The following is a 6,003-nucleotide window of genomic DNA, read 5'->3' as shown; positions in this document are numbered from 1 at the left end:
GGCGCTTTCGCGAGCAAGCCCGCTCCCACAGGGGAATGCATTCCAAATGTGGGAGCGGGCTTGCTCGCGAAGACGCCGGTACAGCCAACACAATCTCTGAGGCGCCCCTTTCATCGAAACCATCGATGCCCTCAACTCATCAGGAGTTTCCATGACCCGAACCATCCCCGAACCGGATCTCGCTTACCTGCAAAAAGTGCTGCTGGAAATGCTCGCTATTCCCAGCCCCACCGGGTTTACCGACACCATCGTGCGCTATGTTGCCGAGCGCCTCGAAGAGCTGGGCATTCCCTTTGAAATGACCCGGCGCGGCACCATCCGCGCCACCCTCAAGGGCCAGAAAAACAGCCCCGACCGCGCCGTTTCCGCGCACCTGGACACCATCGGCGCCGCCGTGCGGGCGATCAAGGACAATGGCCGCCTGACCCTCGCGCCGGTCGGCTGCTGGTCCAGCCGTTTTGCCGAAGGCAGCCGCGTCAGCCTGTTCACCGATAACGGCGTGATCCGTGGCAGCGTGCTGCCGTTGATGGCCTCCGGTCACGCGTTCAATACGGCCGTGGATGAAATGCCCATCAGTTGGGACCACATCGAACTGCGCCTGGATGCCTACTGCGCCACCCGCGCCGACTGTGACTCCCTGGGTATCAGCGTCGGCGATTTCGTCGCCTTCGACCCGCTGCCGGAATTCACCGAGAGCGGGCATATCAGCGCCCGCCACCTGGACGATAAAGCCGGGGTTGCCGCGCTGCTGGCGGCGCTCAAGGCGATTGTCGACAGCGGCCAGCCGCTGCTGATCGACTGCCATCCGCTGTTCACCATCACCGAAGAAACCGGCAGTGGTGCGGCGGCGGCATTGCCGTGGGATGTGAGTGAGTTCGTCGGCATCGACATTGCGCCGGTGGCCCACGAGCAGCACTCCAGCGAGCACGCGGTGAGTGTGGCGATGCAGGATTCCGGCGGGCCGTATGACTATCACCTGTCCCGCCACCTGCTGCGCCTGGCGGCGGAAAATGAGCTACCAGTGCGTCGCGACCTGTTTCGCTACTACTTCAGCGACGCGCATTCGGCGGTGACCGCCGGCCACGACATTCGCACCGCGCTGCTGGCATTCGGTTGCGATGCCACCCATGGTTATGAGCGCACGCACATCGACAGCCTCGCCGCCCTGAGTCGCCTGCTGGGCGCGTACATCCTCAGCCCGCCAGTGTTCGCCAGCGATGCACAACCGGCCAAAGGCTCCCTCGACCGGTTCAGTCACCAGATCGAACACGACACACAAATGGAGAGTGATACCCGCGTGCCGTCGGTGGACAGCCTGGTGGGCCAAAAAACCTGAGACTGGCAACTCGGATCCCGGCGCAGTAGCATCGCCGGGATTCCCTAGCCGAGGCTTGTATGCTGATTCCCTACGATGCACTTGAAGTCGACACCCTGACACGCCTCATCGAAGACTTCGTGACCCGCGACGGCACTGACAATGGTGACGACACACCTTTGGAAACCCGGGTGCTGCGGGTACGCCAGGCGCTGACCAAGGGCCAGGCGCTGATTGTTTTCGACCCCGAGAGCGAGCAGTGCCAGTTGATGCTCAAGCACGATGTGCCCAAGCACCTGTTCGACTGAGACTCAAGGATTGGGCACAGGCACTGGATGGGTGTTGGCCTGCTGCCCGTGGCGACTGAGGATCTTCTGATAGACCTCCGCCCGGTGCACATTGACCCCCACCGGCGCTTCCACACCCAGCTTCACTTGGGTGCCGTTCACTTCCAGAATGCGCAAGGTGATCTGGTCACCCACCGAAATTATTTCACCTACCGCGCGGCTTAATACCAGCATGGGGTTCGTCCTTTTTAAGTTACCGAACCCCGACCATGCGCTCCCTGCCTGGCACCATCAATGGCCTTCAGGTTAAACAGGCATGCCTTACACATCAGGGTAAATTACCCTACAGACAGGCAGTGAATAATCTCGAATTACACCCAAGAACCAAACGATATGTTCAAATTTGCAGGCACTCTCTGTGGCTAGAGAGCTTGTTGTGGCGAGGAGCTTGCTGTGGCGAGGGAGCTTGCTCCCGCTGGGTTGAGAAGCAGCCCCCAATAAGGTCAATGCATTCTTTCAGGAAGACTTGGGCGGCTGGTTTTGGGGCTGCTTCGCACCCCAGCGGGAGCAAGCTCCCTCGCCACAACAAGCCCTCGCCACATCAGGTGCTCACCTGAAATTCAACCTTTTACCGCCTGCGACTGAGCTTTCGCCCGCATCTTGTCCGCCATCACGGTCATCTCGTCATACAGCAGTTGCGGGTTCTTCTGTTTCAGTGCCCAGGCCATGCGCCCCTGCTCGTGGGGCAGGATCATGAATTGCCCTTGCGCCACTTGCTGGTAGATGTAGTCGGCGATTTCTGCGGCGGTGATCGGCGAGCTTTCCAGCAGCTTGCCCACCTGGGCTTTCATCGCCGGCGTCGGCCCGCGGAACGAGTCCAGCAGGTTCGTCTGGAAGAAGGATGGGCACACCACATGCACGCCGACTTCCTGTTGCTTGAGTTCCACCAGCAGGCTTTCCGAAAGTGCCACCACGCCGGCCTTGGCCACGTTGTAGTTGCTCATGGCCGGGCCCTGCATCAGGGCGGCCATGGACGCGATGTTGATGATGCGGCCCTTGCTCTTTTCCAGCAGCGGCAGGAAGGCTTTGCAGCCCTTGACCACGCCCATCAGGTTGATCGCGATCTGCCAGTCCCAGTCTTCCAGGGACAGTTCGCTGAAGAACCCGCCCGATGCGACACCGGCGTTGTTGACGATCACGTCGATGCCACCGAGCTTTTCCTCACAGGCCTGTGCGAACGCGGTGAGCTGGCTGTAGTCGCGCACGTCGCAACGCTGGGTGAAGCCGTCACCACCGGCCTGGCGTACAAGCTTGAGGGTTTCTTGCAGGCCCGCTTCGCTGACGTCCGACAAGGCCAGTTGCCAACCCGCGCGGGCCCAGCGCAGAGCGATTTCGCGACCCAGGCCAGAACCGGCGCCGGTGATCATCATGCGATTTTGCATAGGAAAGTAGCCTTGTGGTTCACGGAAGAAGTGAGCCGCAGTGTAGCGAAGGTTTTTCCTGCACCCACGCACCATCAGAGTGCTGAATGCCCCAGGCAAACCGTGGGCCGGGTCGGATAGCGGGAAACCCGCCAAGTTCCATTTATTTGAACTAAGGACAGTTATTTGCAACGGGGTTAAAGGAAATAAGCAAGTTAGCGAAAAGCTTTAAAAAAACACGGAATTTTCTGCCAAACACATGGGTCGGAGTTATTAAGGCGTCCGTATCAGTTGTCGGGCCTATCCGTTAAATACCAGGTCTTTTCAGAAGACAATAAGGAAAACAAAACATGAGCCTCATTCTTATCATTATTCTGATCCTCCTGCTGGTCGGCGGTCTTCCAGTGTTCCCTCACTCACGCAATTGGGGTTACGGGCCATCGGGTATTCTCGGTACTGTGTTGGTAGTGCTGCTGATTCTGTTGTTGCTCGGCAAGATATAACGCGTTCCAGCGTGCAAAAAAAAGAGGCCTTGAAAGGCCTCTTTTTTTATGCGCGGGTGTTTAGTCCGGCTTGCCGTCCACTACACCGGCAGTGTTGTCCAGCAGGCTCTTGGTAGCGGTCTGCAGGAACGATTCGAGCTTCTGCTTCAACGCAGCCTCGTCCGGCGATTCTGGAATCACTTTCCCGGTCGGGTTGGCGCCCAGTTCGTATTCCCACAACTTCGGCGGCATTTCCTTGGGCAGTACCAGCACGCGGTCACCGGTGAGCAAGGCGACGGTCTGGTCGCTGCCCGACGGCTTGATCACGCCAAAGCCCTTGTCGCCTTCCGGCAGGTTGAGCAGGTCACGGCCCCAGCACTGGTGCAGGGTGTCACCGCCCAGGCGGCCCATGATGGTCGGCACGATGTCGATCTGGGTGCCCACGGTGTGGTCACGCTCGCCGAACTTCTCCTGCATGCCCGGTGCGATCATCAGCATCGGCACGTTGAAGCGGCCCAGGTCCATCTCGGTGATCTGCTGCTCGTTGCCGAAGCCGTGGTCGCCCACGATCACGAACAGGGTTTCCTTGAAGTACGGCTCCTTGCGGGCCTTTTCAAAGAACTGGCCCAAGGCCCAGTCGGAGTAACGCATGGCCGTCAAATGCTCGTTGAGGCTGCCACGGTCGGTGACCTTCTCGACCGGCAATGGCGTCGGCAACGCGTACGGCGTGTGGTTGGACAGGGTTTGCAGCAGCGCATAGAACGGCTTGCCGCCTTCACGTGCCTTCAACTCTTCCAGGCCACGGCTGAACATGTCCTGGTCGGACACGCCCCAGGTTGGATCCGAGAACACCGGGTTGACGAAGTCATTACGCCCGATGAAGTTGGTCATGCCCTGGTTGCTGAAGAAGCCCGACTGGTTGTCCCAGGCGAAATCGCCATTGTAGACGTACACGTCGTCAAACTTGCGGGCGCTGAGCAACTGCGGCAGGCCCGACAGCTTGTGGCTGCCTTCCGGGGTCTGCATCAGGTATTCGAAACCCGGCAGGTTCGGGAAGCAGGCCATGGTGGCGAACATACCCTGGTGGGTGTGGGTGCCGTTGGAGAAGAAGCGGTCGAACAGCAGGCCTTCCTTGGACAGTTTGTCGAAGTACGGCGTGATGTTGCCCGGGCGGCCCAGGGCGCCCACCGAGTGACCGGCGAAGCTTTCCATCAGGATAACCACGACGTTCTTGATCGGCAGGGTCTTCTCGGCCGGCGGCGTGAAGTCACGGCGTACCGCGGCGGTGTCGGTGTCGACCAGTTTCTCGGTCGGCAATACCAGCATGTCGCGCACGGTCTGGGTGGCCAGCGGCTGCTCCAGGGTGGCTTTCCAGATGTTCGAACGCTCCTCGGAGAAGCGCGATTTCGCCGCCGCAATCAGCGACAAGGTACCGTTGAGGCCCAACTGGTTGGCGAAGTTCGAGTCGGTGGTGTACACGTCGCCCCAACGCAGTGGCGGGCCCTGGCGCAGGGTGCCACGGATGGCGACCACGGCGACCAGCAGGCAGACCACGAACACCGCGATGCGCGTGTACCACGGCGCTACCTGGCGAGTGCCGATGCTGCCACCACTGAACGGGCCGCGTGGGCGCGTTGCACGGTCGGCGCCTTTGAAGGCGATGCTCAGGATCAGCGTACCCACGGCCCAGGCCAGCAGGTAGCGCACCACCGGGAAACCGTACCAGAGCATGCTCATCACGGTTTTCGGGTCTTCCTTCACGTACTGGAAGACCAGCCCGTTGAGGCGCTGGTGGAACTCGCGGTAGAAGTCCATTTCCATCAGGCCCAGGAACAGCGCGATGCTGGACGCGACCGTCAGCCACAAGCGGAAGAACCCGCGCGCCGCCATGGCCCGTACGCTGAACAACGCCAGCAGCAGCGGCACCAGCACGTACATCACCAGGCGGATATCCAGGCGCAGGCCGTTGGCGAACGCTTCAAGGAAAGTCGAGGCCGGTGTGTCGAGGATCATCTCGCGGTTGTAGACCAGCAGCGCCAGGCGCAGCAGGGAGAACATCACCATCATGATCAAGGCACAAAGCAGCGTGTACGCCAGATGGGATTTGACGGTCGGTTGCAGCAAGCGATTAGAAGCTCGCTGCTGATTCAGGGCGTCCGGGTTTGCCATGTCGTTTTAGGACCCATTGGAAGTTTAAGTTGCGAATGAATACAGCGGCGCCCCGCCCTCGCCCAGGCAGGCTGGGGTAGACGGTGAACGCAATGGCGCAAATGGTGCCCGATCAACGCCGGCAACGCCATTGATTACTCACTCCTGCAGTAGGTGGGCACTCGTTTTAGAGCACTCGACAGGGGAAATAGCCGGCGAATTGTCTTGGATGGAATGTGAAAATTTTGTACAGCGAATATCTCGAAACACAATAACGGGCGTACGGAAACAGATGTGGGAGCGGGCTTGCTCGCGAATACGGTAAATCAGTCGATACATCAGGTGACTGT

The 6,003-nt window shown here is 60.0% G+C and carries 6 protein-coding genes; 3 read left to right on the top strand and 3 right to left on the bottom strand.

Features of this window, described 5'->3' with window-relative positions:
• The first annotated feature begins 151 nt into the window (after positions 1 to 151).
• Positions 152 to 1,336, top strand: a complete 1,185-nt coding sequence (locus ACW9I6_RS30010) for an osmoprotectant NAGGN system M42 family peptidase (protein WP_003216760.1) — start codon at positions 152 to 154, stop codon at positions 1,334 to 1,336.
• Between the two features lie 59 nt (positions 1,337 to 1,395).
• Positions 1,396 to 1,623: a YheU family protein gene (locus ACW9I6_RS30005; protein WP_003192759.1), complete on the top strand. Its 228-nt coding sequence runs from the start codon at positions 1,396 to 1,398 to the stop codon at positions 1,621 to 1,623.
• 3 nt (positions 1,624 to 1,626) lie between these two features.
• On the opposite strand, the gene csrA is transcribed toward ACW9I6_RS30005, so the two are convergent.
• Both csrA and ACW9I6_RS29995 read right to left on the bottom strand, forming a co-directional pair.
• Complete coding sequence (gene csrA, locus ACW9I6_RS30000) at positions 1,627 to 1,836, bottom strand: carbon storage regulator CsrA (protein WP_008433220.1); 210 nt, start codon at positions 1,834 to 1,836, stop codon at positions 1,627 to 1,629.
• A 386-nt stretch (positions 1,837 to 2,222) separates the two neighbouring features.
• On the bottom strand, positions 2,223 to 3,044 hold the full coding sequence (locus ACW9I6_RS29995; protein WP_457340153.1) for an SDR family oxidoreductase: 822 nt from the start codon (positions 3,042 to 3,044) through the stop codon (positions 2,223 to 2,225).
• 329 nt (positions 3,045 to 3,373) lie between these two features.
• Between ACW9I6_RS29995 and ACW9I6_RS29990 the strand changes: the two genes are divergently transcribed.
• On the top strand, positions 3,374 to 3,526 hold the full coding sequence (locus ACW9I6_RS29990) for a DUF3309 family protein (protein ID WP_003216767.1): 153 nt from the start codon (positions 3,374 to 3,376) through the stop codon (positions 3,524 to 3,526).
• Between the two features lie 60 nt (positions 3,527 to 3,586).
• On the opposite strand, the gene ACW9I6_RS29985 is transcribed toward ACW9I6_RS29990, so the two are convergent.
• Positions 3,587 to 5,674, bottom strand: coding sequence for an LTA synthase family protein (locus ACW9I6_RS29985; RefSeq protein ID WP_008433215.1), 2,088 nt, complete (start codon positions 5,672 to 5,674; stop codon positions 3,587 to 3,589).
• Between the last annotated feature and the right edge of the window lie 329 nt (positions 5,675 to 6,003).

The organism is Pseudomonas sp. SDO5522_S412 (assembly GCF_054071215.1).
Note: the sequence above shows the minus strand (reverse complement) of the source record. Positions and strands in the feature narration are given on the sequence as shown.